Below are 22935 nucleotides of genomic sequence, written 5' to 3'. Positions count from 1 at the left end.
AATCTAGGCAGCACGTCCACTGCAAGCCCATGCCGGCCCCGTCGACCGACTCCCTCACCGTGGCCGTCACCGGGGCCAGCGGCGCCCTGGGCCAGGCCCTGCTGCGCCGCTTCCACGGCCGCGGAGCCCAGCTGATCGCCCTCTGCCACAGCAGCGCGCCGCTGCAGCTGGCCGGCCCGGACGGGCAGCCGATCCCCCTGCGCCAGGTGCACTGGCAGGTGGGCCAGGAGGCAGCCCTGGAACCCCTGCTCGAGCAGGTGGACGTGCTGGTGATCAACCACGGCATCAACGTCCATGGCGACTGCAGCGCCGAGGCGACCGGCCGTTCCCTGGAGGTGAACGCCCTGAGCGCCTGGCGGTTACTGGAACTGTTCGCCGCGGTTGCGCTGAGGCGGGAGGGGGCGCGGCGGGCGGAGGTTTGGGTGAACACCTCGGAAGCGGAGATCCAGCCGGCCGTGAGCCCCCTGTATGAGATCAGCAAGCGGCTGCTGGGCCAGCTGCTCAGCCTGCGGGCGCCAGCCCTGGCGCCAACCCTGCGGCTGCGGCGGCTGGTGCTGGGGCCGTTCCGTTCCGCCCTCAACCCCGTGGGGGTGATGGGGGCCGACTGGGTAGCGGGCGAGATCCTGAGGCAGGCCGACTGGAACTGCAGCCTGATCATCGTGACGCCGAACCCGCTCACCTACCTGCTGATGCCGCTGGCCACCCTGGGCCGCTGGGCCTACGTGGGCCTGCTGCGGCGGCCGTGAGGGCGGCAGGGTTGGACGGGCCTAGAAATCGCGGTCGGTGAGGATGTCGCAGCCGTCGGAGGTGACGACGATCGTGTGCTCCCACTGGGCCGAGAGGCTGCCATCCACGGTCACCACGGTCCAGCGGTCCTTGAGGGTGCGGCAGGCCTTGCTGCCGGCATTGAGGATCGGCTCCACTGCCAGGGTCATGCCGGCACGCAGTTGCATGTTGGGCAGATCCCTGGTGCGGTAGTTGAACACCGAGGGCTCCTCGTGCAGGTTGCGGCCGACGCCATGGCCCGTGTAGTCCTCGACGATGGCGTAGCCGTGGGCCTCAACGTGGTCCTGAACCGCGCCGGCCAGCTCCAGCAGGGTGCTGCCGGCCTTGACCGTGGCCAGGCCCTGCATCAGGGATTCCTGGGCCACCCGGCTGAGGCGGCGGGCCTCCTCGGGCACCCCCTCACCGACGCAGAGGGTGACGCAGCTGTCGCCATGGAAGCCCTCGAAGTAGGCGCCGGTGTCGATCTTGACCAGGTCGCCGGCCTTGATCACCCGTTTGGCGCTGGGGATACCGTGCACCACCTCGTTGTTGATGCTGGCGCAGATGCTGGCCGGGAACCCATGGTAGCCCTTGAAGCTGGGGGTGGCCCCCATGGCGCGGATGCGGGTTTCGGCGTGGCGGTCGAGGTCGCCGGTGGTCATGCCCGGGGCGGCCATGTCGATGATGTCCCGTAGCACCGTGGCCACGATGCGGCTGGCCTGGCGCATGATCGCGATCTCCCGCGCCGATTTCACCTCGACACCGCGGCGGCCCTTCTGGATGCGAGGGCCGGCCTGGGTGAGAGGGGTGCCACCGCCCTTGACGCCGTTGGTGCTGGCCAGCAGATCGGCGAACAGGTTCATGCGGTGGGAGTCGGAGCCGGACATTCAAGTTATCAATGGCGTCCCTCCCGCCGTCGGTTCACCGTGTCAAAAGCCACCCCGGCCGCACCCTCACGCCCCGCCGCAACCTCCTGGGGCGTGCGCCTGCGGCAGGCCCATGCCTGGCTGGCGCCGCTGGTGCTCGCCCCCCTGCTGCTCTCGGCCGTCACGGGGGTGGGCTACCGACTGCTGCGCGACTGGGGCGGGCTGAGCCGGGACCAGGCCCATCCGCTGATGGTGCTGCACGAGGGCGAATGGCTCCAGGGATGGGTGGGTGAGGTGGGCGAGACGGTTTACGTGCTGCTCAACGGCCTGGGGCTTCTGTGGATGCTCGTCACCGGAGGGTTCATGGCCTGGGAGCGGCTGCGGCGGGGCTGGCGGCGGCCTGGGGGGAAGGGGGTCACCTGAGGCGGTAAGGTGTTGGTTTGGCCTGGCGCTCCGAGAACAGGGATGGCAACCGAGATCGATCCGTCCACGGAAGTGGACCCACAAACCCCAGACGCGGAGCCCCAGTCGGTGGAAGCGGAAACTGCGACTGAAACCGTGATGGCCACTGCTGCTACGACGGTGAAGGTGACCACCGGCAAGCTCAGCGCCCGGGCCCTGATCGACGAGTTCGAGGCGGCCCAGCTGAAGAGCGACCTGCCCGAGATCTACGTGGGCGACACCGTCAAGGTGGGCGTGCGGATCCGGGAAGGCAACAAGGAACGGGTGCAGCCCTACGAGGGCGTGGTGATCGCCAAGCGCCACGGCGGCCTCAACCAGACCATCACCGTGCGCCGGATTTTCCAGGGCATCGGCGTGGAGCGGGTGTTCATGCTTCACAGCCCCCAGGTCGCCTCCGTGAAGGTGGAGCGGCGCGGTAAGGTGCGTCGGGCGAAGCTCTTCTATCTGCGTGACCGGGTGGGTAAAGCCACTCGCGTCAAACAGCGCTTCGATCGCTGAAGCCTGGTTTCTCGGGATTTCATTGCCCGCGTCTCCCTTTCACGCTTTCCAGGGACCATCGCCTTGCGCCGTTAGTTCAGTTGGTAGAACGCAGGTCTCCAAAACCTGATGTCGGGGGTTCAAGTCCTCCACGGCGCGTTCGATGGTCCCATTTGCAGTTTCGTGGTTCCGGACATGGAGTTGGATCTACAGCCCGGTGATGTGGTCAAGGTGCTGGAATCAGCGGCCCTTGGCTGGGTTCGGGCCCGGGTGATCCGGGTCAAATCCGGAGGTCGGGTCGTGGTTCAGAGCGACCAGGGGCGGGAATTCACCGCCCGGGGCAATCAGGTGCGCCTGATTGAACCCGCCGGCTTCCGCCCCTGAGGGCTTGGGCGTTCCGGCGCCCCTCAGCACCGTCAAGCGCCTACGGCCCCGTGCCCTGCACGGGGCTTTTTGTGTGGCCGACGTCGCCCCAACCCCTCGTCAACCGGAGCATGAGGGCGTTGACGGTGGGACGGGTGACGATGGATACTTCCTTGGTCGGCGTCAGCGCCGTCGCGATCGCCCATCGGCGCCGGATCCACCCCTCGGGGCGATTCGAGCCTCGAACGTCGGTCTGGGACTGTAGTTCAATCGGTTAGAGCACCGCCCTGTCACGGCGGAAGTTGCGGGTTCGAGCCCCGTCAGTCCCGTTCTCACCATCTGGAGCCGCTTCCGTGCCCGCAACGGTTCCTGTACGCGTTCGGCTGGCCCCCAGCCCCACCGGCACCCTGCACATCGGCACCGCCCGCACGGCGGTGTTCAACTGGCTGTTCGCCCGCCACCTGGGGGGCGCCTTCCTGCTCCGCATCGAGGACACCGACCGGGAACGCTCCAAGGCCGAGTACACCGAGAACATCCTCGATGGCCTGCGCTGGCTGGGCCTCACCTGGGACGAGGAGCCGGTGGTGCAGAGCCAGCGCATCGAGGCCCACCGGACCGCGATCGAGCAGCTGCTCGCCAGCGGCCATGCCTACCGCTGCTTCGCCAGCGACGCCGAGCTGGCGGCGATGCGGGAGCGCCAGCAGGCCGAGGGCCGGGCCCCCCGCTACGACAACCTGCACCGCAACCTCAGCCCCGAGCAGCAGCAGGCCTACATCGACGAGGGCCGCGAGGCGGTGATCCGCTTCCGCATCGATGACGGCTCCACCATCACCTGGAACGACCTGGTGCGGGGGGAGATGCGCTGGGCGGGCGGCGACCTGGGTGGCGACATGGTGATCGCCCGCCGGGCGCCCGCCAGCGCCATCGGCGACCCCCTCTACAACCTGGTGGTGGTGGTGGACGACGCCGCCATGGCCATCAGCCACGTGATCCGCGGCGAGGACCACATCGCCAACACCGGCAAGCAGCTGCTGCTCTACGCCGCCCTGGGGCTGACCCCGCCCCTGTTCGCCCACACCCCTTTGATCCTCAACCAGGAGGGCCGCAAGCTCTCCAAGCGCGATGGCGTCACTTCGGTGGGCGATTTCCGCGCCATGGGCTACACCGCCGAGGCCCTGGTCAACTACATGACCCTGCTGGGCTGGTCGCCGCCGGAGGGGATCGGCGAGCGCTTCAGCCTCGAGCAGGCGGCGGCGGTGTTCTCCTTCGAGCGGGTGAACCGGGCCGGGGCGCGCTTCGACTGGGACAAGCTCAACTGGCTCAATGCCCAGGTGCTGCATGGCCTGGCGGCCGGCGAGCTGCGCCAGCGGCTGCTGCCCCTCTGGCAGGCCCGGGGCTGGGGCGAGGGGGCAGGCGCTGACGCCGGCTGGCAGGAGGATCTCTGCGCCCTGCTGGGGCCCTCGCTCAGCCTGCTGGCGGACGGGGTGGACCAGGCCGCCCCCTTCTTCGCAACGCCGGAGCCGGACGAGGCGGCCCTGGCGCTGCGGACCGACCCGGGCAGCCGCGGCGCCCTGGGCGCCCTGCTGGAACGGCTGCCGCAGGGCCCGCTCGACGCCGAGACCGCCCAGGGGCTGCTGGCGGAGGCCGCCACGGCCGCCGGCGTCAAGAAAGGGGTGCTGATGAAGGGCCTGCGGGCCGCCCTGCTGGGCAGCCTCAAGGGGCCCGACCTGCTCACCACCTGGCTGCTGCTGCACCGGCTGGGCAGCGACCGGGAGCGGATCGCCGCCGCCCTTTGAGCCTCAATCTTCGAGGGCGCCGTAGATGGGCTCCACCCGGATCGCCTGGACGCTGCCGGCCCGCAGCACGAGGAATTCGCTGGTCAGGTCGCTGATCGGTACGTTGACGAAAGCATCGAGGGACGCCGCGTTCAGCACCCCGCCGTACCAGGTCTGGAAGTCTTCAAGGGTGTTGAAGTGCACCTCCTGGTGATGACCGCCGATCAGGAACAGGTGGATGGCGTAGCGGCGGGGGGTGCGGGCCATGGAGCAGCGGCTGCGGCTGAACGCCCACAGGATGGCCCATAGGGCCGCAACAGGCTCGCCGCCGGCTGGTAGAGGGGGTGGAGCGGGGCCCCCGCAGCGGTGAGGCCGAGGCAGACCAGCCGCGGCTGGTGGGGGGCCAGCAGCGCCAGCACCCGGGCGTCCTGGCCCAGCCGGCGGCCGCCGTTGCCCCAGCCCAACCAGATCAGCCCGGGGCTGGCGCGGCGATCAGCGGCCCGCAGGCGCCGCCGCAGCCAGGCCCCATTGGCGGCGCCCACCGGATCGGCGGTGTGGGCGAGGGCCGCCGGGCTGGGGCTCATGTGGGCGAAGAGGTTGAGCACCTCCAGCCCGCCGTAACCCCAGCCGGCGGCGAAGGCCATCAGCCGCCGCAGGGTGGGGTCGTCGTGGCGGTGGTCGGCGCGGGAAGGGTTCAGGCCGATGAACAGGAGCCGGCTGCCCTCCGGCTCCCACACCCGCTCCAGCCACCAGCGGTACTGGCGACAGCGGCTGAAGGCGGCCCGGCCGGTGGCTTTCACGGCGCTTGCGGGCCGCCGGATGGCAGGCTGTGGCGATCGGCGGGCAGATCCCAGGGACGGCCATGGAGCGGGACAAGCCCCTGTTGCTGCTGGTGGATGGCCACTCCCTGGCCTTCCGCAGCTTCTACGCCTTCGCCAAGGGCGGTGAGGGGGGCCTGAGCACGAAGGACGGGGTGCCCACCAGCGTCACCTACGGCTTCCTCAAGGCCCTGCTCGACAACTGCAAGGGACTGGCGCCCCAGGGGGTGGTGATCGCCTTCGACACGGCCGAACCCACCTTCCGCCACGAGGCGGATGCCGCCTACAAGGCCCACCGGGAGGAGGCACCGGAACACTTCTTCGCCGACCTGGCCAACCTGCAGGCCATCCTCAAGGACTGCCTCGACCTGCCCCTGTCGATGGCGCCGGGCTACGAGGCCGACGACGTGCTCGGCACCCTGGCCAACCGGGCGGCAGACGAGGGCTGGCGGGTGCGGATCCTCTCCGGCGACCGCGACCTGTTCCAGCTCGTGGACGACGAGCGCGACATCAGCGTGCTGTACATGGGTGGCGGCCCCTACGCCAAGAACAGCGGCCCGACCCAGATCCGTCGCGCCCAGGTGATCGAGAAGCTGGGGGTGCCGCCGGAGGGAGTGGTGGACCTCAAGGCCCTCACGGGCGACAGCTCCGACAACATCCCCGGGGTCAAGGGGGTGGGGCCCAAGACGGCCCTGACCCTGCTCAAGGCCCACGGCGACCTGGACGGCATCTACGCCGCCCTCGACCAGCAGAAGGGGGCCCTGAAAACCAAGCTGGAGACCGACCGGGAGAACGCCTTCCGCTCCCGCATGCTGGCGGAGATCCTGGTGCAGATCCCGTTGCCCGAGGAGCCCCGCCTGGCCCTGGGGCGGGTGGACAGCGAGGGGCTGGGGGCGCGGCTGGCGGAGCTGGAGCTGTTCAGCCTGGTGAAGCAGACCGAGGGCTTCGCCCGCCTCTTCTCGGCCGAGCCCCCCGAGCCCACCGCCACCGCCACAGCCGCTACCGCCACGGCCGCCCCCGCCAGCGATCCAGCAACGCCGGAGCTGTCTGCAGCGACAGAGCCCGGGGCCGAAGACGGCCTGCCGGCCCTGCGGCCGGTGCTGATCACCACGCCGGAGGCCCTGGCCGCCCTGATCGAGCGGCTGCTGGCCTGCACCGATCCGGCGGCGCCGGTGGCCCTCGACACCGAGACCACCTCCCTCAATCCCTTCAAGGCCGAGCTGGTGGGGATCGGCGTGTGTTGGGGGGAGGGCCTGGGGGACCTGGCCTACGTGCCCATCGGCCACCACAGCCCGCCCGCCGCCGACCTGCTCAGCGCGGCGCCGCCGGCGCCGGAGCAACTGCCCCTGGACGCGGTGCTGCTGGCCCTGGGGCCCTGGCTGGACAGCGCCAGCCATCCCAAGGCGCTCCAGAACGCCAAGTACGACCGCCTGATCCTGCTGCGCCATGGGCTGTCCCTGGCCGGTGTGGTGATGGACACCCTGCTGGCGGACTACCTGCGGGATGCCAACGACAAGCATGGCCTGGAGGCCATGGCGGAGCGGGAGTTCGGCCTCCATCCCACGACCTACGGCGATCTGGTGGCCAAGGGGCAGACCTTCGCTGACGTGCCGATCGAGGCGGCGGCCCTCTACTGCGCCATGGACGTGCACCTCACCCGGCGCCTGGGAGCCCTGCTGGCCGAGCAGCTAGCGGCGATGGGGCCGGAGCTGCCCCTGCTGCTGCAGCAGGTGGAGCTGCCCCTGGAGCCGGTGCTGGCCCAGATGGAGGCCACCGGCATCCGCATCGACGTGCCCTACCTCAAGGAGCTGGCCGAGGAGCTGAGCAGCACCCTGGTGCGGCTGGAGCGGGAGGCCCAGGAAGCGGCGGGAGTCGACTTCAACCTGGCCTCCCCGAAGCAACTGGGGGAACTGCTGTTCGACACTTTGGGGCTGGATCGCAAGAAGTCGCGGCGCACCAAGACCGGCTGGAGCACAGACGCGGCCGTGCTGGAGAAGCTGGAAGACGACCACCCGGTCGTGAAGCTGGTGCTGGAGCACCGCACGCTCAGCAAGCTGCTGAGCACCTACGTGGAGGCCCTGCCGGCGCTGGTGGAGCCGGAGACCGGGAGGGTGCACACGGACTTCAACCAAGCGGTGACCGCCACCGGGCGGCTGTCGAGCAGCAACCCCAACCTGCAGAACATCCCCATCCGCACCGAGTTCAGCCGCCGCATCCGCAAGGCCTTCCTGCCCCAGGAGGGCTGGCGGATGATCAGCGCCGACTACTCCCAGATCGAGCTGCGCATCCTCACCCACCTCTCGGGCGAACCGGTGCTGGTGCAGGCCTACAACGAGGGCGACGACGTCCACGCCCTGACGGCCCGGCTGCTGCTGGAGACCGACACGGTGACACCGGAGGAGCGGCGGCTGGGCAAGACGATCAACTTCGGGGTGATCTACGGCATGGGCGCCCAGCGGCTGGCGCGGGAGACCGGCATGGGCCAGGCGCGGGCCAAGGAGTTCCTGAGCCTCTACAAGCAGCGCTACCCGCGGGTGTTCCTTTACCTGGAGCTGCAGGAGCGGCTGGCCCTCAGCCGCGGCTATGTGGAGACGATCCTTGGGCGGCGGCGCCCGTTCCACTTCGATCCCGGTGGCCTGGGCCGGCTGCGGGGCAAGGATCCGCTGGAGATCGACCTGGAGGTGGCCCGCCGGGGCGGCATGGAGGCCCAGCAGTTGCGGGCGGCCGCCAATGCCCCGATCCAGGGCTCCAGCGCCGACATCATCAAGCTGGCCATGGTGAGCCTGCAACGGGCGCTCAGCGAGGCCGGCCTGCCGGCCCGGCTGCTGCTGCAGGTGCACGACGAGCTGGTGCTGGAAGCGGCGCCGGAAGCACTGGAGGAGGTGCGGCAGCTCACCCGCCGCACCATGGAGCAGGCGGTGCAGTTAACGGTGCCGCTGGCGGTGGACACCGGGGTCGGCCCCAACTGGATGGAAGCGAAATAGCGGCGCGAAGGTAGGCTGCGCCTGAGCTTTTCCCCCGCCATCGATGCCTGAACCGGTGCGGGTGCTGCTGACCGGCCGCCACGGCCAGCTGGGCCAGGCCCTGGTGGCCTCGGTTCCTGCCGGCATCGAGCTGATCGCCACGGGCCGGGGCGAGCTGGATCTGGCCGATGCGGCCGCCTGCCGCTCGGCGGTGGAGCAGCACCGGCCCGACTGGGTGCTGAATGCCGGCGCCTACACGGCGGTGGATCGGGCCGAGTCGGAACCGGCGCTTGCCGAGGCGGTGAACGCCGGTGCCCCCGGGGCCTTCGCCGCAGCCCTGGCCAGCAGCGGCGGGCGGCTGCTGCAGGTGAGCACCGATTTCGTCTTCGACGGTGAGCAGGGCCATCCCTACGCGCCGGAGCAGGCCCTGGCGCCCCTGGGGGCCTACGGCGCCACCAAGGCGGAAGGTGAACGGCGGGCGGCGGCCGCCCTGCCAGCGGAACGCCTGTGCCTGCTGCGCACCAGCTGGGTGTACGGGCCGGTGGGGGCCAACTTCTGCCTGACGATGCTGCGGCTGCACCGGGCCAAAGCCGCCGCCGGCGAAGCCCTGGGGGTGGTGGCCGACCAGGTGGGCTGCCCCACGGCCACGGCCGGGCTGGCGGCCGCCTGCTGGCGGGTGATCGAGCGGGGCGTGAGCGGGCGCCACCACTGGAGCGACTGTGGCGCCGCCAGCTGGTACGACTTCGCCGTGGCCATCGGCGCCCAGGCGGCGGCGCGGGGGCTGATCGACGCCCCGGCCCGGGTGAAACCGATCACCACCGCCGACTACCCCACCCCGGCCCGGCGCCCCTCCTATTCGCTGCTGGAGACCAGCACCACCCGCCATGCACTGGAGCTGGAGGGCCAGCACTGGCAGGCCGCCTTGGCCGAGGTGCTGGCGCAGATCCCCCTGCCCACGGCCTGACACCACCCTTTTTGTCGTTTCGCCCCACCCCGATGCTCCCCAACCACCCCCTCGACCTACAGGTGCTGCTCGCCGGCCGTCGCCGCATCCTGGTGACGGGGGGTGCGGGCTTCATCGGCGGGGCGCTGGTGCGGCGGCTGTTGCGGGGCAGCACCGTGACGGTGTTCAACCTCGACAAGATGGGCTACGCCAGCGATCTGCTGGGTGTCTACAACACCCTGGCGCAGCTGGGGGAGGCGGCCGAGCGCTCCGACGGCCCGCGCCACCGGCTGCTGCAGGTGGATCTGGCCGATGGCGAGGCGGTGGCTGCGGCGGTGCGGCAGGCCGATCCGGATCTGGTGCTGCACCTGGCGGCCGAAAGCCACGTCGACCGCTCGATCGACGATCCGGGCGCGTTCCTGGTCAGCAACGTGATGGGCACCTACAACCTGCTGCAGGCGGTGCGGAGCCACTGGGAGAGGCTGACGCCGAAGCGCCGGGAGCAGTTCCGCTTCCACCACATCAGCACCGACGAAGTCTTCGGCTCCCTGGGGGCCAGTGGGCGGTTTTCGGAAACCACCCCCTACGACCCGCGCAGCCCCTATTCGGCCAGCAAGGCGGGCAGCGACCACCTGGTGCAGGCCTGGCACCACACCTACGGACTGCCGGTGGTGCTGACCAACTGCAGCAACAACTACGGCCCCTGGCAATTCCCCGAGAAACTGATCCCGGTGGTGATCCTCAAGGCCGCCGCCGGCGAGCCGATCCCGCTGTACGGCGATGGCGCCAATGTGCGCGACTGGCTGTATGTGGAAGACCATGTGGAAGCCTTGCTGCTGGCTGCCACCAGCGGCGAGCTGGGACGCAGCTACTGCGTCGGTGGCCATGGCGAGCGCACCAACAAGGAGGTGGTGCAGGCCATCTGCGCCCTGATGGACGAGCTGCGGCCCGCCGGCTCCCCCCACGCCGGTCTGATCACGCCGGTGGCCGACCGGCCGGGCCACGACCGGCGCTACGCCATCGACCCGGAACGGATCAGCACCGAGCTGGGCTGGCACCCCCGCCATGACTTCCAGCAGGGTCTGAGGCGGACGGTGGAGTGGTACCTGGCCCATGGCGACTGGTGCACCAACGTCCGCAGCCGGGCCGGCTACGGCGGCGGGCGCCTGGGCCAGGTCACGGCGGGAGCGGGCCGTTGACCCTGCGGCTCACCAACACCCTCAGCCGCCGCTGCGAGCCGTTCGAGCCGCTCGAGCCTGGGAAGGTGACGATCTACTGCTGCGGCGTCACGGTCTACGACCTGTGCCACCTGGGCCATGCCCGCAGCTACATCGTCTGGGACGTGCTGCGGCGCTATCTGCTGTGGAGCGGTTATGCCGTCACCTTCGTGCAGAACTTCACCGACATCGACGACAAGATCCTCAAACGGGCCGAGGAGGAGGGCAGCTCAATGGCGGTGGTGAGCGAGCGCAACATCGCCGCCTTCCAGGCCGACATGGGCGCCCTGCACATCCTTCCCCCCGACCGGATGCCCCGGGCCACCCGCAGCCTGGACGCAATCCGGGGCCTGATCGGCGAGCTGGAGGCCAAGGGGGCGGCCTATTCCGCCGATGGCGACGTGTACTTCGCCGTGATGCGCCAGGCCGGCTACGGCAAGCTCAGCGGCCGCACGCTGGAGGACCAGCAGGAGGGGGCCAGCGGCCGCACCAAGGAGGCGGAGGAGGCCCGCAAGCGCCATCCGTTTGATTTCGCCCTGTGGAAGGGGGCCAAGCCCGGGGAACCCAGCTTCCCGTCGCCCTGGGGACCGGGCCGGCCGGGCTGGCACATCGAGTGTTCGGCGATGGTGCGCGAGGAGCTGGGCACCACGATCGACATCCATCTGGGCGGCGCCGACCTGATCTTTCCCCACCACGAGAACGAGATCGCCCAGTCGGAGGCAGCCAGCGGCCAGCCCCTGGCGCGCTGGTGGCTGCACAACGGCATGGTGAACGTGGGCGGCGAGAAGATGTCCAAATCACTGGGCAACTTCACCACGATCCGGGCGCTGCTGGAGAGCGGTGTCAGCCCGATGACCCTGCGGCTGTTCGTGCTGCAGGCCCACTACCGCAAGCCGCTGGACTTCACCGCCGAGGCCCTGGCGGCGGCCGCCACCGGCTGGAAGGGTCTGGACGCCGCCCTCGGCCTGGGTGAGCGCCACGGGGCGGCCCTGGGCTGGGGTGCCGACCGTGAGCTGGCCAGCCTGGGGGCCTCCGAAGCGCTGGACGAGGCGCGCGGACGCTTCGCCGCCGCCATGGACGACGACCTCAACACCTCGGCGGCCGTGGCGGTGCTGTTCGAGCTGGCCCGGCCGCTGCGGGCCCTCGCCAACCGGCTGGAGCGGGGGGGGAGCGAAACCGAGGCCGGTGGGGAGGCGGCGGACCTGGAGCCCCGCTGGCGGCTGCTCATGGAGCTGGCCGGGGTGCTGGGGCTGGAGGCGGAGGCGGCGAACGCCTCAGCGGACGGAACCCCGGCGGAGGCGGAGGCGGCGGAGACAGCGATCCAGCAGCGGATTGAGGAGCGCCGGGCCGCCAAAGCGGCCAAGGATTTCGCCACCGCCGACCGCATCCGGGCCGAGCTGGCCGCCGAGGGCATCGAGCTGATCGACCGGCCCGGCGGCGTGACCGACTGGGTGCGGAGCTGAGCAGATGGCCAGCGTCTCGGTGGTGATCCAGTTCTTCGAGGACTTCGATTTCATCGAGCGGGTGGTGGAGCGGCTCGCCTGGGTCGACGAGATCGTGGTGAACGACGGACCATTCCAGTTCACCCGAGACCTGCTCGAACCGCTGGTGGGGCGGGATCTGGAGCAGCCCAGCCCGCGGGCCGCCGGGCTGTTCGCAGGGCTCGCCCGGCGGCTGGGGGTGCCGATCCACTACCACCACGGCGTGTTCGCCGGCGAGCGGGAGAAGCGGATCCATGGCTACGGACTGGCCAGCGGCGATGTGGTGCTGTCGGTGGATGCCGATGAACTTCTGCTGCTCGACCGGGCGGCGGTGGAACGCTTCTGGGAGAGCCGGGCGCTGGTGGCCAGCTTCGACTGCGTCAATTTCACCTATCTGAATCTGGTGTGCGGCAAGCTGGGAAGCCCGCTGGTGGCCCGCAAACCGTTCGCCTTCAAGCGCGGGGCGATCACGGCCGCCCGCCACCTCGACTACCTCTGGCTGGTGGGGGTGGAGCAGGCGGCGGTGGCCAGCGAGGACTTCCTGCCGGAGGCCCTCTGCGGCGGCGCCCACCTCACCACCGTGCGCAGCCCCTACGGCGCCAGCATCAAGTTCGGCTTCTACAACTGCCTCTACTTCCACCTGCACGGCGACGAAGGACTGCAGGGCAGCTTCCAGGCGGCGCGACAGTTCTTCGGCCGGGGAGAGTTCAGCCGAGAGGTGCAGTCGTCGGTGTACAGCCGGGCGATGGCGGATGCGATCGGCCTCCCGGACCAGCAGTTCTTCCGTACCGCCGATCCTCTGCAGGTGCCCGAGGCGATCCGGGAGCTGGCGGCGCAGGCCTGCGCCCCGTTCAACCAGGGCCTCCCCCATGACACTCTGAGCGGCAGCCTGGTCCCCGGAGTTCCGGTCTATGCCCTGATGCGCGCGGGCCAGACCCTGGCCGTGTCGCTGTCGATCGCCGGCCAGGCACGGATTCGGGTGTTCCCGGTGCTGGAGAACGGTGCAGCGCTGGACCTAAGTCGACCGACGCTGGAGTTCCCCTGGCAAGCGGAAGCCCTGAGGCCGTACGACGTGCAACGGGAGACCACGGGAGGGTTGAGCGGCAACGTGCATATCGGAGATTTGGTCGAACTTGTGGTGTGGAGCGGAACTGATGTTGTGGCGGCCTGGGGCATGTCTTCCATGGCACCCCAGTTCAGCTTGAAGGTGCTGTAATTCGCTATTGGCAGGGTCGGAGGATGTTGCCAATGGCATGGGAGCTCTCTTCCGTTTTGCCGCAGCCTGCTGGCTGCAGCGGGACCCTGCTCCCGTCCTCGCCCATGAAGCATGCTGTCTGAGCCATGCCTTGGGGAATGGCAGCCTTGCTGGGGCAGCCGATTGACTTAGGATTGTGTAGCTCGTGAGTAAACACCTGGTGGATAACCCCAACCGCCCGCTGTCGATGCCTTGCGAAGACGTACTGGCACTGCACGATCAATCTCGTAGTTATGAGAGCTTCGAAGAGTTCAGGGATGATCTGCCAACCCTGCTGCAGAAGGGAACCCTCCTTGAGCAATGCATTGAAGTCACCAGGGCTTTGGGGTTTGTTGAACCACTCTCAGGGAGATACATGCCTCCGGAGTCCATTCAGATCCTAGGATCAAACTATCGAGAATCCATCATCGCCAATGGACTCCTGAGCCGCAATCGCGGCCTTCTCCATACACTGGAAGCATGCTATGGGACCCTGGAGGCCCTGGAACAGCTTGATATTTTTTTCGCAGAGAGCCCATCAGGGATGACCGACTGGCTACGCAAGCATCTAGCAAAGAATCGACTGATTTGCAGCGAGCTTGTGGAGAAGGGCCAGAGCGTGGATCTTGAGATGCTCCATCAGGATTTATGTTCGCTCACCTTTCCTGATGCGAGCTTTGATCTGGTTCTATGCAACGAAATCTTTGAGCAGGTGAGAGATCTTGACGTTGCATTCAAAGAGATCGTGCGGGTACTACGGCCTGGAGGTCAACTCGTCGCCACCTGCCCGATGGCATTTGGCCAACGGCAGTCGATCATCAAAGCCCTGCCTGATCCAAACGGTGGAGCACCAGTTTTTCTCGACATAGCAGAACGACATGGCGATCCAGTGGATTCAGGAACAGTGGTGTATCGCATTCCAGGCTGGGAGTTGATTGAGCAACTCGTAGTGGCAGGCTTTTGCGATGCCAGCATCCAACACATTTCCAGCTGGAAGCATGGGATTCTGGGCGCGGATCTACCCGGGATTTTGGTGATTACGGCCAACCGTTAACAGCCCACTACAGGGCAGACCTCACCCGCCAAGGACTCTGCACCTATACCAGGTGGGATTCCTCGTTGACAGGGATCTGTTCAGACAAGCACGTCATCAACGAGTCCATCTGAAGATGGATGATCTGCAGCAAGATAACGATCTAGATTCTGTCGAAAGCATCCCAATCCGCAAAGCATTGATTCAAGGAAGCCAAACGATTCAAATCCAGCAGAAGTCACTGGGACAACCGGCAGTACCGCCAAGCGAAGCCCGATCAATCACCGAGCGGAGCAGACGGCACAGATTGTCACCCTGGGCTCATTCATACTTACAGTGCACTCAAGGCTACTCTCATCAGCTACTTACTCGCCCTTGATAGACATACGTCAGAATCATTCTGTGATGTCAAGTCCCAATCCGGAGGCAACGACACTGAATGCGAAATGGTATTGGTTGCATGCATTCAGAGAACGAAGAGACTCATTCCACCTCCCATCCGAATCCTTCCGATCACTTCTGCTCAAACTTCCCGGGGCCGGCATGGAACTACATTCAGTTGCTGTAAAGCTAAGAAAGAGCCTATTGCATCATCCCAGATCGCCAGAGGTGTGGGAGAAGTTATCAAACCTAGCCGAAGTCGATGGCGACCATTGCGTGAGATCAGAAAGCACAAGTCCTCCAAGACAGCCACTCTCATGCATAGAACCCATTGGGAAGAAAAGAGATGAGCTTCAGCAGCAGGGCCTGGTAGCGAATGGCTTGCAGGCCCACCGGGCCAACGATTCTGACAGCCTCCGCGATTGCGTTGGCCGCATGCAAGAGCTAGCCCCTGACGAGGCCTGGACTCATGCACTCAAGGGATTGCTGGCCGAAGTGAGTGGGGTCGACGGATATAGCGACTTTGCAGAAGCCCTCCAGAGAGATGCCTGCAATTATTGGTTTCGATATTGGACAAGTGTTGCCGCACTAAGACGACGTAACTGGATTGGATTTGCCCATTTGGCTTTACCTCTGGCGGATTCAGACATCATGGAGCACCAGGTCAGTGCTCTTGCTGCAGTGCACCACTTTGCCGCTGCTTCCCTGGAGCTTCTCATGCCAGATCTTTGCCATGCCAATGCCCTGAGGGCCTCCGATCTCCTGCATCCCGACATGATTCCGCACGATCTCGGCGATGTGGTTCATTATGTGCATCGCAATATCAACAAAGAGCGCCGGAAGATGATACGCATTCTGATCACTAGTCTCAGGGAGTCTCATGAATGCTCTAGCTGCCAATGCACACCGCACCTGACAATAAAAGAGCTACTCAAATGGCGCATCAAGGGCTTCCAAGATCCCCCAATCAGTGCTGGACTCTATGGCTCACTCCAACAGCAGCTGCAATCGCTACCGGCCGAAAGACTCGGTGACATTCCGCTTGAGAAGATTCTGCCCCAGCACCAGGATTCCATCATTGATGACACTTACCATCGAGTCCTGCGTGACTTCAGACTTACCTTGATAGCCGCGTCGTGAACCATCAAGCTGGGGAGCCGCTGGCTCCAATCGCATCTGAACTGCTGAAGGTCATTGGCATCTCTGAGCACTTCACAGCGTCAGCCGCTCTGCTCCTAGCCGGCGGCCTCCAACGCATCGAGAAATCGGTGCTCTTGCAAGAAGCAAAGGCGGGCTTAGGTGAATCCCTGGTATTCGCCTATTACCAGTCGCTGGCCTTGCACTCAAGCCAGAAGCAACGGCTGACAACTGTCACCGAATTGCTGCTGCGCTATCGCTTCCTGTGTGCCTTCCATGGTGTCTACGACGACCGCAGCCATGAGGCTTGGTTCCTGCATGGTCTCGATCAGGAAATTCAAGAATCCGAGATCCTCCATCAAAGTACGCAGCTGGAGACATCGCACCAGGTTGACCAGTTCTGCTTCGGCAACCAACTGGCCAATTACTTCGGCATGGAGTCACAGAGAGATGGCATGTCCAGAGCTAGCGACGAATCGATCTATGTTGGCAAGGAGTCCCTTGGGGGTGGATTATGGCATCTCCAAATCGCCGCTAACCAACCGCACGATGGGTACCACGCGTATCTTCTGATCCCCCATCCATTCATTGCCATCGTCGGCGAGATGCGACTCTTTCATCTGGTGGCTGAAGTCACGCCATTACTGAAAAAGCTTAGTCACAAAAAAGATTCGCTGATATGCGCTCCGCTCTCCACCCGCAAGGTCTCAATCTCCAAACCCGGCTTTCATAGTTTTTCCACCTACTTCGATAGCCGTAAGCCGGTCCCATTTTCCCTCAACCGTGGCATTGATGCCTATCTTCTGCTAAGCCCTAAACCCCTAACAAGACCTTCCGAATTTCTACTCGTCGATTCATGCTATGGACCTGTTATCGACAGCATGTCGACCTTAGTGTTCAGGGATCCCGCTGACTATCAACTGGGGGATGGTGCCTTTCTTCACAAGGCCATGGAATCACCGGTGCAGGAAACACTGGTCGGTGCGGACAGGACAGCTTCCCTGCTCTCCCCGAAATCAACGCGCAGTTGCCTGGTGGAAGGACTCCTCGTTCAAAGCGAGATGGCAGGATTTTCACTGACTCCTTGTCAACATCTTTCGGATCGCTATGCCATCGTCAGAGGGCTATCCGGCCATGGTCCGTCGGGGGTGATGAACCAATCACTGCTAGCAACTCAAGAGACGGTAGTTTCTACGTGGCGTTATGAACGAAATTTTGACAGCTGGTCTGGACGACGTGCGGATGTTGGACGACATCCATCGATTAACTTCCTAGGATGGGAGCAGCCCGCCTCAGGCAGTTTAGCAGATCCTAAAAGGCTTCAAGTCAAGCCATTAGTCTACATCGGCTATCCAAGTGAGTGTAAGATAGAAGACTTGAGGCTATTCGCCTATCAAGGCAACATCTACGCCATTGGAGCAGTCATTTTATCTCGAACTCGCTATCAGAAATGGCTACCCAAAATTTCCACGAATGCAGCCGCGAACAATACCATCGACGACATGCTAGTCGTCCAAGCATTGGGGCGCTTAGACCCTGAACAGGGCGTCATTCATTTTGAGGGATTGCCAATCCTGCATCGGCTTAGCGAACACCATCAGAACACTTCTCAGTTGCCAAGCGGCTTCGAAAAGAACTGGCTCATCCATGAAAAGGACAATCAAGCTTACCTGTTCTATTCAGTCCAGCCTTGGCAAGTCTTCCGTGCCGATAGCAGCCTACTAGATTGGCATCAAGTTCATCATAAAACGCTGAATCTACCAGCCGCTTTAAACTGCCCAATTCGCAATAGTGCACATCCCTTCATGCTGCACGATGGGAAGGAAGAACGAGGCCTTGCAATGATCGTTCACCGACGTCGACTAGGTTCATATATCTATGACCAATTTCTGATGACTATCTCAAGCGAAAGCCTTGAGCCGATGAGCATAAGCCGTGAGCCAATCCTATCAGTGAATACACAGGCCCTTGCCAAGGATCATGGCTTTCGCAAGAATGAAGGTGTCTGCTACGTGAGCTCGGTATTGGTGCAGAGGGAGGAAGTTCGTATCTTCTTTAATCTGTTTGACTGCAGAACATGCGTCATCACGGTAAATATGAAAGACCTAATCAATCTCATTGACAATGATGAGCTTTTTCATTCCTTAGTCCCATAAGTCAGGATTAGAGAATGTCACGTGGATCGCCTCTCTTGCGAGTCGCTGACTTTCAGTCAGTGACGTAGAATACTCAATAGACTCAACTTGCTTGAGTGCTGTCATAAACAATGGCATCGTCATCTCTTCTGGCGACACTGATACGATACCCATTTGGCGCGCAAGGTCTTGATTCTTTTTTGAGTTGCCAATATTCATCACTGGAATGCCGGCCGTCAAGGGGAAGATCAAGCCGTGAAACTTCATCGAAACAGCTGTGTCAAAATAGGGCATCAAACTCAAGATCTCAGCCGGATCGATATAGCGAGATAGAATATTGTATTGAACTGACTGACTGGAGGCCCTCGCCAGGCGATATCCGACAAAAGCGTCAATTGAATTATACCAGTAGCTTAGGCTAAAGAAATAGAGATTATAGTACGGACTGATCTCATCAAAGGAGAGTCGTAGATTACGGAGGAATATCCTGTCGGAAGCCTCGCGCTCAAGAGCTTCAAGCACATTTCCGCTTTGAATAGTCTTGTAGTCATAATAATGATCAGACAAGAATATGGCCATGTTTTTATCTCTTAACTTGTCTGGACTCTGCGTATTTTCGCAATATTTCTCCATGAGTTCCAAAAGCCGACGATTACGGGTTGCTCGGTCAAGGCTGGCAACCACCTGACTATCTTCAGGACTCGGCCCAAGCGAATGCACGATATCGGGTAGGTATGAGATACTGCGATCTAAGGATGTCAATTTTCGAAGCTGTGCCGCATCAGTCTCGCTACGAATCCAGGATGTTTGCATCTGGGCGAGGCTAGGAATGTACCTATTGACAAGATTGTCCTGTGATCCAATGTCAGCACTAATCACATGAAATGGTGTTTCGGCTGGCAAATGAGCCCAGAAGTAGGGCTCGCCAATAATTGCGCCACCGCCCACAATTAAGCGCGCTTTGCCAGCAGCAACATCCTGACGGATCTGGCTACTGAGATCCAAGTTGTCTGCGAGTTCTGATGGCCTGATGAATCGAAGACTTGAATGCGATGGAAGTATATGCCGAAATGCTAATCGAAAGGCCTCGTCGCCGGCATTCTTTGATCCATAGTAGCCATAGATGTAGAACGTTTGTGGAGGCATGATTCGAAGATTGATCAGAGATGAATGGCCTTTAGCTTATGGAAACAAGTTCCAACAACCTTAACCCCTACAATGTTGCCAACCCATTGTAAGGGTCTTCACTGGAACTGCAGGGAAGCTAGCGTGAACGTTTCTGCGCCTGCAGACCCTTAGAATCTCTGGTTTGTTCTGAATTTCATCTGAGTATCCACTGAAGACGTGAGCATCTCATCAGGACTGGACGGCACCTAATCCCACATTGCAGACTCTTTAAACTCTCCGACGCTCCCAACGCTCACTTGGTCTGTTCATGATGATCATCGGGCAGATCTCTTGATGGGCACATCGTTCACCTGTATACGCAATCTCCCCTTTCAATCAGTAGACTTTCCGTAGGCGCGCTGCTGGCTTACCCCAGTCTTCAAAAGCCACCGACAATCAGGTAAGTTCTTTCAGACTCCTAAAGGAATCACTCTATCTTTAGCCATAAACTGAGATCCGAAACGCATACGAACTGATCAAGTTTATGTCTTAAGCCGATGCATGCCAGATCAATAGTCGGTACTCTCTAAATGTCAACTATGAAGATAATTCCTTACCGGCAGACTGCGTCTACATCCCGCCCTGCGAACCAGCCCAAAAGCGTTGCTGCGCCTGATGCGGCAACGCTGGGCGATCGAAAACCAGTGGCATTGGCCCCGCGACACACAGGTCGGTGAGGACGCCCAACGCTACAGCCAGCGCCATGGGGTGCAGGTCCTGGCCCTGCTGCGCACCTTGGCTCTCAACCTGTTGCGCTGCAACAGCTTTCGGTCAATCCGTGCTGGCCAATGGCAGTGGCGCATGACATCCACCGAATGCTGTGTTGGGTTGGCACCAGCCCAGCAGAAACAGCTTGAAGTGACTTTCAGTCAGCCCTGTCCCCTCTGCCGCCTGCTGTCGGGCCTGCCCGCCTGCGAGCCTTGAGGGGGCCTTGCTCACGGCCCAGTGGGTAGAAGCTTGCCCAGCCGGGCCGCTACACCTGTCCGATCGGCGGCGGCCAAAGAACCCAGGCTCCCCAGCACCAGCCGCTCATCCAGGGTGAACAGCTTGAAACGCACCAGGCAGGGCTGGGGCAGGCCGGCGGCCTGCAGATCTTCAATGGGCCAATCGAGGGGCCACGAGGATTGCCGCGCTGATGTGATCATCGCCAGCAGCAGATGGCCGCAGCCTCGCTGGAATTCGGGCTGGGAGAGCACCAAGGCCGGCCTTAGCTTCGGGGCCTCCCGATCCGTGAAGGGGAACGGCACCCGAACCACCGTATGGCGGTCGAGGACGCTCACAGATCGCGGAACGCCTCCTCGTCCTCCGGGCTGCTCCACTCGTTCAGGCTGCTCTCCAGCCCCTGCAGATAGGCCAGATCCAACGGCGCCACGGCCCGCACGCGCACCGAACCGTCCTCAAGCTCCCAACTGAGTTGATCGCCTTGCCGCAATCCCAGGGCCTCACGCACCGCCTTCGGCACCGTGACCTGCCCCTTGGCGGTGAGTGTGGCGACCTCCATCGCTGGCAAACCAGTCACTGAACACCACTTTAGGCCGGAGGCCTCCTTGTCGTAAGGCGTCCTTACGGGTTCGATTCCATGCCTTCCCCTGAGGTGCGGGCTGATCGCGATCCTGGCTGAGCTGCTGCGCCATCACGGTGCTCGGCCAGGCCAGCAGATCGAAGTGCGTCCCCTTCCGAACGGGCGGATCTCTGGTGTTCATCACCGCCCCACCACCTAGCTGGAGGCAACAGGCGACCTGCAGCGCAACCGGCGTGCGCAGGCTGTGACGCCCGCGCAGGTCGGTGGCCAGCTCAAACACAGCAGCCGTGAGCTCCAGCCAGATGAGATCCGTGCGGGAGAAAAAGGCATCAAAGGTCGCCAGGGTGGCTGGATCGTGGCGGCGCAGAGGTCCGACACGGCATTCCATCCAGCTGAGACGACTCACGGCCGTACCCATTCCTGGGTCGGTGGCAGCCAGTTCCGCCAGCGCCCGTTTCACGCCGTGAACCCACGGCTCACGAACCTTGAGCCCATCGATCTCCTTCTTGGTGCGGCCCTGCGCTGCCGCTGGGCAGCTGACCAGCCACTCCAAAGCAGAAACCTCAGGGGCCAGGGAAGCCCGCTGGCACAGCTGCAGGTAGTGGCTTTCGCTCAGCACAACCGCTGCCGTATGGATCCGCTTCATCAGATGCACCGGGCCCCTTTGCAGGGCCTCTTCACTGGCGGCGATCCCTCGACGATTGAGCTCACTGGCACTGAGGTGACTGCCGTTCACCCGTTCCATCGCACGCCAGGGCCGTTGCTTTCCCCACAACCTGGCCATGGTTCATGACTGAAAACAGTGCTGCCCTGAGCCTCACGCCTCCACCAACCGCCAGAAGCCCCACCGCCCCCCAAAGCACTCCAGCAGCCGCGCCACGAAGGCGGCATGGTCGGGATGGCCCTGCCAGTCGTCCAGGCGATCGGCGAGCAGATCGCAGCTGCGCAGGTGCTCGGCGGCGTAACGGTAGCGCTGGCTGCGGCCCATCTCCAGCGCCCCCCACACCATCGCCCGCAACAGCAGCGTGGCCGCCAGGGGGTGGTCGGCGCTGAGCCGCTCGGCGGCGCCGCTGTGGATGGCGTAGGCCTCCCCGTCCCACTCGGTGGCGTGGGCCAGCACCAGGCGGGCGGCGCGGGCGAGCGCCCCCCAGGCCACCAGGAACTCCAGTGCCAGCAGGCGGCTCGGGTGCTGCTCGGCCAGCCGCAGGGCGCGCTCCTCCGCCTCGCCATCCTCGAAGGCCTCGAGGTGCCGCAGGTGGTCGCGCAGGTGGGGGATCGAGAGGCTGCGGCAAAACCACTGCCAGCGCATCTCCTGGGCCTCGGCGGGGCGATTCAGCGCCTCCAGAACGGCCAGGCGGCTGTCCTGCCAGGCGCCATCGAGCCGGCCTGGGTTGTCTGCGGTGGCGCCATCGAGGATCTCCAGGGCCTGCGCCGCCCGGCCGTTGGCCAGCAGCACCCGGGCCACGTCGGCGGCCACGGGACGGCGGCGCAGATCCGCGACGCTGAACTGGCCCAGGTAGCCCTCCCCATCCCCGCGGGCCTCGGCGATCTGCAGCAGCAGACGGCTGCCGTTGCGGGCGCCGCGATCGCGGCAGCCCCGCTCCAGCCGCTGCAGGCCCCCTTCGCCGAGGGCCTCCGTCAGGGCCGGCACCAGCCCGTCGAACGCCCCGTGGCTGTCCTCCAGCAGCAGCTCAGCGGCGTGCTCGGCCAGGGTCTCGGGCGCCAGCTGGGCGGCCAGCGCCAGCGGTCCGAGCTGTTCAGCCGCGCGCTCAAACACGCCGCTCACCGCGCCGGTGCTGTCGGAGCAGCGCGTCAGCACCCCGGCGGAGATTTCCAGAAAGCGCAGCAGCAGCTCGCAGGCCACCCCTGGGTCTTCGTCGGCGATCGGGCCGGTGATCGCCTGCCGCTGGGCCTCCAGATCGCTCAGCAGCGCCGGGCGACGGGCCGACCCCACAAACGTCCGGGCCCGATCGATCGCCGCCAGCCGCTTGCGCACCTCCTGGGCGGCACCACCGGCCCCCTCCGCCGCCGCCAGCGCCAGCCGCAGCCGCCGCTGGATCACCGCCTGGCCGCTCGACACCTCCAGCAGCAGCTCCGCCAGCGCCGCCGCCCCCAGGGCCTCCAGGTTGCGGGCGTTGAGGGTGCGCTTGCTCGTCACAACGGGCGTCAGAGGGTGTAGGGGACAACCACGCCGAC

Annotated in this window: 22 protein-coding genes and 2 tRNA genes; 16 read left to right on the top strand and 8 right to left on the bottom strand. The window is 64.5% G+C overall.

What is annotated here, in order from left to right:
* Positions 1–29 precede the first annotated feature (29 nt).
* Complete coding sequence (locus KUG43_RS00280; protein WP_216905136.1) at positions 30–746, top strand: NAD-dependent epimerase/dehydratase family protein; 717 nt, start codon at positions 30–32, stop codon at positions 744–746.
* Between the two features lie 21 nt (positions 747–767).
* Here the strand turns inward: KUG43_RS00280 and map are convergent, their stop codons facing one another.
* Positions 768–1628 (bottom strand): type I methionyl aminopeptidase, encoded by an 861-nt coding sequence (gene map / locus KUG43_RS00275; RefSeq protein ID WP_216905171.1) that lies wholly within the window; start codon positions 1626–1628, stop codon positions 768–770.
* Positions 1629–1691: 63 nt separating this feature from the next.
* On the opposite strand from map, the gene KUG43_RS00270 reads away from it, so the two are divergent.
* From KUG43_RS00270 to gltX, 6 genes are all read left to right on the top strand, one after another.
* Positions 1692–2054 (top strand): peptidase, encoded by a 363-nt coding sequence (locus KUG43_RS00270; protein ID WP_216905135.1) that lies wholly within the window; start codon positions 1692–1694, stop codon positions 2052–2054.
* Between the two features lie 138 nt (positions 2055–2192).
* On the top strand, positions 2193–2591 hold the full coding sequence (gene rplS / locus KUG43_RS00265; RefSeq protein ID WP_286194222.1) for a 50S ribosomal protein L19: 399 nt from the start codon (positions 2193–2195) through the stop codon (positions 2589–2591).
* Positions 2592–2656: 65 nt separating this feature from the next.
* A tRNA-Trp gene (locus tag KUG43_RS00260) sits at positions 2657–2729 on the top strand.
* A gap of 36 nt (positions 2730–2765) precedes the next feature.
* Entirely contained in the window at positions 2766–2954 is a 189-nt protein-coding gene (locus KUG43_RS00255; protein WP_006043540.1) for an SH3 domain-containing protein, read from the top strand.
* A gap of 234 nt (positions 2955–3188) precedes the next feature.
* Positions 3189–3262: transfer RNA gene (locus KUG43_RS00250), tRNA-Asp, on the top strand.
* A gap of 24 nt (positions 3263–3286) precedes the next feature.
* Positions 3287–4729 (top strand): glutamate--tRNA ligase, encoded by a 1443-nt coding sequence (gltX, locus tag KUG43_RS00245; RefSeq protein ID WP_216905134.1) that lies wholly within the window; start codon positions 3287–3289, stop codon positions 4727–4729.
* A 3-nt stretch (positions 4730–4732) separates the two neighbouring features.
* On the opposite strand, the gene KUG43_RS00240 is transcribed toward gltX, so the two are convergent.
* Together KUG43_RS00240 and KUG43_RS00235 are read right to left on the bottom strand one after the other, a co-directional pair.
* On the bottom strand, positions 4733–4975 hold the full coding sequence (locus KUG43_RS00240; protein WP_216905133.1) for a hypothetical protein: 243 nt from the start codon (positions 4973–4975) through the stop codon (positions 4733–4735).
* Positions 4933–5508 (bottom strand): DUF1643 domain-containing protein, encoded by a 576-nt coding sequence (locus tag KUG43_RS00235; protein WP_216905132.1) that lies wholly within the window; start codon positions 5506–5508, stop codon positions 4933–4935. Before KUG43_RS00235 ends, KUG43_RS00240 begins: the two co-directional genes overlap by 43 nt.
* A gap of 62 nt (positions 5509–5570) precedes the next feature.
* Between KUG43_RS00235 and polA the strand changes: the two genes are divergently transcribed.
* The 8 genes from polA to KUG43_RS00195 all read left to right on the top strand — a co-directional run bounded on the left by polA (position 5571) and on the right by KUG43_RS00195 (position 18071).
* Positions 5571–8510 carry a DNA polymerase I gene (polA, locus tag KUG43_RS00230; RefSeq protein ID WP_216905131.1) on the top strand — a complete coding sequence of 980 codons (2940 nt, stop codon included), beginning with the start codon at positions 5571–5573 and terminating at the stop codon, positions 8508–8510.
* A 43-nt stretch (positions 8511–8553) separates the two neighbouring features.
* Complete coding sequence (gene rfbD / locus KUG43_RS00225; RefSeq protein ID WP_286194221.1) at positions 8554–9453, top strand: dTDP-4-dehydrorhamnose reductase; 900 nt, start codon at positions 8554–8556, stop codon at positions 9451–9453.
* A gap of 32 nt (positions 9454–9485) precedes the next feature.
* Complete coding sequence (gene rfbB / locus KUG43_RS00220) at positions 9486–10631, top strand: dTDP-glucose 4,6-dehydratase (RefSeq protein ID WP_216905130.1); 1146 nt, start codon at positions 9486–9488, stop codon at positions 10629–10631.
* The gene (gene cysS / locus KUG43_RS00215; protein WP_216905129.1) at positions 10628–12112 is read left to right on the top strand and encodes a cysteine--tRNA ligase; all 1485 of its coding nucleotides are present in this window, start codon (positions 10628–10630) and stop codon (positions 12110–12112) included. The genes rfbB and cysS overlap by 4 nt, the downstream gene beginning before the upstream one ends.
* 4 nt (positions 12113–12116) lie before the next feature.
* Positions 12117–13346 carry a glycosyltransferase family protein gene (locus KUG43_RS00210; RefSeq protein WP_216905128.1) on the top strand — a complete coding sequence of 410 codons (1230 nt, stop codon included), beginning with the start codon at positions 12117–12119 and terminating at the stop codon, positions 13344–13346.
* A 184-nt stretch (positions 13347–13530) separates the two neighbouring features.
* Positions 13531–14418: a class I SAM-dependent methyltransferase gene (locus tag KUG43_RS17180; RefSeq protein WP_216905127.1), complete on the top strand. Its 888-nt coding sequence runs from the start codon at positions 13531–13533 to the stop codon at positions 14416–14418.
* Between the two features lie 795 nt (positions 14419–15213).
* A complete protein-coding gene (locus KUG43_RS00200; RefSeq protein WP_216905126.1) occupies positions 15214–15918 on the top strand; it encodes a hypothetical protein in 705 nt (234 codons plus the stop codon).
* Positions 15915–18071 (top strand): hypothetical protein, encoded by a 2157-nt coding sequence (locus KUG43_RS00195; protein ID WP_216905125.1) that lies wholly within the window; start codon positions 15915–15917, stop codon positions 18069–18071. Before KUG43_RS00200 ends, KUG43_RS00195 begins: the two co-directional genes overlap by 4 nt.
* Here the strand turns inward: KUG43_RS00195 and KUG43_RS00190 are convergent.
* Positions 18060–19196, bottom strand: a complete 1137-nt coding sequence (locus tag KUG43_RS00190; RefSeq protein WP_216905124.1) for a polysaccharide pyruvyl transferase family protein — start codon at positions 19194–19196, stop codon at positions 18060–18062. The genes KUG43_RS00195 and KUG43_RS00190 overlap by 12 nt on opposite strands.
* Positions 19197–19781: 585 nt before the next feature.
* Here KUG43_RS00190 and KUG43_RS00185 point away from each other — a divergent pair.
* Entirely contained in the window at positions 19782–20141 is a 360-nt protein-coding gene (locus tag KUG43_RS00185) for a transposase (protein ID WP_353617873.1), read from the top strand.
* A gap of 11 nt (positions 20142–20152) precedes the next feature.
* Here KUG43_RS00185 and KUG43_RS00180 read toward each other — a convergent pair whose 3' ends face one another.
* From KUG43_RS00180 to KUG43_RS00165, 4 genes are all read right to left on the bottom strand, one after another.
* On the bottom strand, positions 20153–20497 hold the full coding sequence (locus KUG43_RS00180) for a type II toxin-antitoxin system PemK/MazF family toxin (RefSeq protein WP_216905122.1): 345 nt from the start codon (positions 20495–20497) through the stop codon (positions 20153–20155).
* Positions 20494–20718, bottom strand: a complete 225-nt coding sequence (locus KUG43_RS00175) for an AbrB/MazE/SpoVT family DNA-binding domain-containing protein (RefSeq protein WP_216905121.1) — start codon at positions 20716–20718, stop codon at positions 20494–20496. The genes KUG43_RS00180 and KUG43_RS00175 overlap by 4 nt, the downstream gene beginning before the upstream one ends.
* Positions 20660–21484, bottom strand: coding sequence for a PIN domain-containing protein (locus KUG43_RS00170; RefSeq protein ID WP_216905120.1), 825 nt, complete (start codon positions 21482–21484; stop codon positions 20660–20662). The genes KUG43_RS00175 and KUG43_RS00170 overlap by 59 nt, the downstream gene beginning before the upstream one ends.
* Positions 21485–21556: 72 nt before the next feature.
* Entirely contained in the window at positions 21557–22897 is a 1341-nt protein-coding gene (locus tag KUG43_RS00165; protein ID WP_216905119.1) for a DUF6880 family protein, read from the bottom strand.
* Positions 22898–22935 lie beyond the last annotated feature (38 nt).

This window comes from Synechococcus sp. CCY 0621 (genome assembly GCF_019038465.1).
Classification (GTDB): Bacteria; Cyanobacteriota; Cyanobacteriia; order PCC-6307; family Cyanobiaceae; genus Cyanobium.
Note: the sequence above shows the minus strand (reverse complement) of the source record. Positions and strands in the feature narration are given on the sequence as shown.

Excerpts from the sequence above, each read along its gene's own strand:
- KUG43_RS00175 (WP_216905121.1), bottom strand. The coding sequence starts at position 20,718 with ATGGAGGTCGCCACACTCACCGCCAAGGGGCAGGTCACGGTGCCGAAG.
- KUG43_RS00210 (WP_216905128.1), top strand. The coding sequence starts at position 12,117 with ATGGCCAGCGTCTCGGTGGTGATCCAGTTCTTCGAGGACTTCGATTTC.
- KUG43_RS00240 (WP_216905133.1), bottom strand. The coding sequence starts at position 4,975 with ATGGCCCGCACCCCCCGCCGCTACGCCATCCACCTGTTCCTGATCGGC.
- KUG43_RS00170 (WP_216905120.1), bottom strand. The coding sequence starts at position 21,484 with ATGGAACGGGTGAACGGCAGTCACCTCAGTGCCAGTGAGCTCAATCGT.
- polA (WP_216905131.1), top strand. The coding sequence starts at position 5,571 with ATGGAGCGGGACAAGCCCCTGTTGCTGCTGGTGGATGGCCACTCCCTG.
- map (WP_216905171.1), bottom strand. The coding sequence starts at position 1,628 with ATGAACCTGTTCGCCGATCTGCTGGCCAGCACCAACGGCGTCAAGGGC.
- rfbD (WP_286194221.1), top strand. The coding sequence starts at position 8,554 with ATGCCTGAACCGGTGCGGGTGCTGCTGACCGGCCGCCACGGCCAGCTG.
- rfbB (WP_216905130.1), top strand. The coding sequence starts at position 9,486 with ATGCTCCCCAACCACCCCCTCGACCTACAGGTGCTGCTCGCCGGCCGT.
- KUG43_RS00190 (WP_216905124.1), bottom strand. The coding sequence starts at position 19,196 with ATGCCTCCACAAACGTTCTACATCTATGGCTACTATGGATCAAAGAAT.
- KUG43_RS00200 (WP_216905126.1), top strand. The coding sequence starts at position 15,214 with ATGCAAGAGCTAGCCCCTGACGAGGCCTGGACTCATGCACTCAAGGGA.
- KUG43_RS00280 (WP_216905136.1), top strand. The coding sequence starts at position 30 with ATGCCGGCCCCGTCGACCGACTCCCTCACCGTGGCCGTCACCGGGGCC.
- rplS (WP_286194222.1), top strand. The coding sequence starts at position 2,193 with ATGGCCACTGCTGCTACGACGGTGAAGGTGACCACCGGCAAGCTCAGC.
- KUG43_RS00255 (WP_006043540.1), top strand. The coding sequence starts at position 2,766 with ATGGAGTTGGATCTACAGCCCGGTGATGTGGTCAAGGTGCTGGAATCA.